This is a genomic window from Seleniivibrio woodruffii, from assembly GCF_004339245.1.
Classification (GTDB): Bacteria; Chrysiogenota; Deferribacteres; order Deferribacterales; family Geovibrionaceae; genus Seleniivibrio; species Seleniivibrio woodruffii.
In genome coordinates this window covers 1-1503 of sequence record NZ_SMGG01000002.1, presented here as the reverse complement: position 1 = coordinate 1503, position 1503 = coordinate 1, and the positions used below count along the sequence as shown (strand labels likewise).

Sequence of the window (1503 nt, the reverse complement as noted above, 5' to 3'; positions counted from 1 at the left end):
GTCACTCTATTCGGCAACTATCACAAGGTAAGCCACGTCACTCTGAGGCATAGCCGAAGAGTCTCAAACGCAGAGATTCTTCACCCTGCGGGTTCAGAATGACAATAATAACATTTGCAGTCATCCTGAGGCGTATGCCGAAGGATCTCTCCATAGAAATTCTTCGTTGCACTCAGAATGACTGAAAAAATAGTAACGCTAACCCACTCCCCTCTTGCCTTTTAGATGCAATCTGAAACAAAAAAAGGGAGCCTAAGCTCCCTTTTCGTATCATCAACGATTTTATTAATTGTATGCTTTCTCACCGTGCTGGTTAACGTCCGTTCCCTCTGCCTCCTGCTCGGGTGTAACACGAAGCCCGACAGTCGCCTTAAGGATGTATGCAATAACCAGTGTAACCACGAACGAATACAGACCGGCTGAAAGTACACCTATCGTCTGAATTCCTACCTGTGCGGCATTACCGCTAACAAGTCCCTTGCCCTCGATGGCAAGAACACCCGTCATGATGGCTCCGAAGAGACCGCCGACACCGTGGATGCCGAATACGTCGAGTGAGTCGTCAAGGTTAAGCTTGAACTTGAGTCTGATGGCATAGCAGCAGATAACACCGACAAGAAGACCGAGAACCAGTGCGCCCCAGGGAGCAACAAAGCCCGCCGCAGGTGTGATGGCTACCAGACCGGCAACTATACCTGATGCAACACCAAGTGCGCTGGGTTTGCCGTGTGTCCACTCTATAAGCATCCAGCTTACGCCGGCCGCCGCCGCCGCTATCATTGTATTTGCAAACGCTACACCTGCAAGTGTGCCTGCAGTAAGAGCGGATCCTGCGTTGAAGCCGAACCAGCCGAACCACAGAAGACCTGCACCGATAAGCGTCTGTGTGACGTTATGAGGAAGAATGGCCGTTCTTTTGAAATCGTTTCTGTTGCCCAGAACCAGTGCAAGAGCCAGTGCCGCACAACCGGAAGAGAAGTGGACAACAGTACCGCCCGCAAAGTCAAGAGCACCCATCTTGAACAGCCAGCCCGAACCTGCCCACACCCAGTGAGCAACGGGGGAGTACACTGCGATTACCCAGACAACCATGAAGATTACCCAAGCGGAGAACTTCATTCTTTCAACAATGGCACCTGATATGAGCGCAACAGTTATGATTGCGAACATACCCTGAAACATTGCGAACACTGAAAGGGGTATAGTGCCTGAGAGAGCGGTCATGAAGTCGCCTCCCAGCATGAGATACTGCATTCCGCCTACGAAGGGTGATTCGGTTTCACCGAAAGCCAGCGTAAAGCCTATCACAGCCCACACGACACCGACCACTGTCAGAGCTGTGAAGCTGTAGAGATATGTTGAGAGCACGTTCTTAGCTCTTACCATACCGCCGTAGAAAAGCGCGAGACCGGGAAGCATCAGAAGAACGAAAGCCGCTGACACAAGAAGCCATGCTGTGTCGCCTGTGTCGGGTGCGGGCGCCTCATCGGCAAATGCCGAAAA

The 1503-nt window shown here is 51.7% G+C and carries 1 protein-coding gene; it reads right to left on the bottom strand.

The annotated features are described in order from the left end of the window. Positions 1 to 285: 285 nt before the first annotated feature. On the bottom strand, positions 286 to 1503 hold a 1218-nt coding region (locus C8D98_RS00015), incomplete at its 5' end, for an ammonium transporter (RefSeq protein WP_283805599.1).